General features: G+C 67.3%; 1 protein-coding gene. It reads left to right on the forward strand.

Features of this window, described 5'->3' with window-relative positions; all coding sequences use genetic code 11:
• Nucleotides 1-441, forward strand: a 441-nt coding sequence (locus EEB15_RS33365) for a KUP/HAK/KT family potassium transporter (RefSeq protein WP_199236715.1), incomplete at both ends; no start/stop codon positions are given.

Raw genomic sequence — 441 nt, forward strand, 5'->3', positions numbered from 1 at the left:
GGTCGCTGGTCTGGGTCGTTTCCATCAAGTACGTGATCTTCGTCCTGCGTGCCGACAACCAGGGCGAGGGCGGGGTGATGGCGCTGTCGGCCCTGGCGCGCCGGGCGGCGGCGCCGTTCGGCAGGCTGCAGACCTTCGTGGTGGTTGCCGGCCTGATCGGCGCGGCGCTGTTCTACGGCGACAGCATGATCACCCCGGCGATCTCGGTACTGTCGGCGGTAGAAGGGCTGGAGATCGCCTTCGACGGCCTGGAGCACTGGACGGTACCGCTGGCGCTTATCGTGCTGATCGGCCTGTTCCTGATCCAGAAGCACGGCACCGCGCGGATCGGCATCCTGTTCGGCCCGGTCATGGTGCTCTGGTTCGGCGCCCTGGCGGCGCTGGGTGTCTACGGGGTGATCCAGCAGCCGGAAGTGCTGCAGGCGATGAACCCTGTATGGG

It is taken from the genome of Ramlibacter sp. WS9 (assembly GCF_003797765.1).
Taxonomy (GTDB): domain Bacteria; phylum Pseudomonadota; class Gammaproteobacteria; order Burkholderiales; family Burkholderiaceae_C; genus Ramlibacter.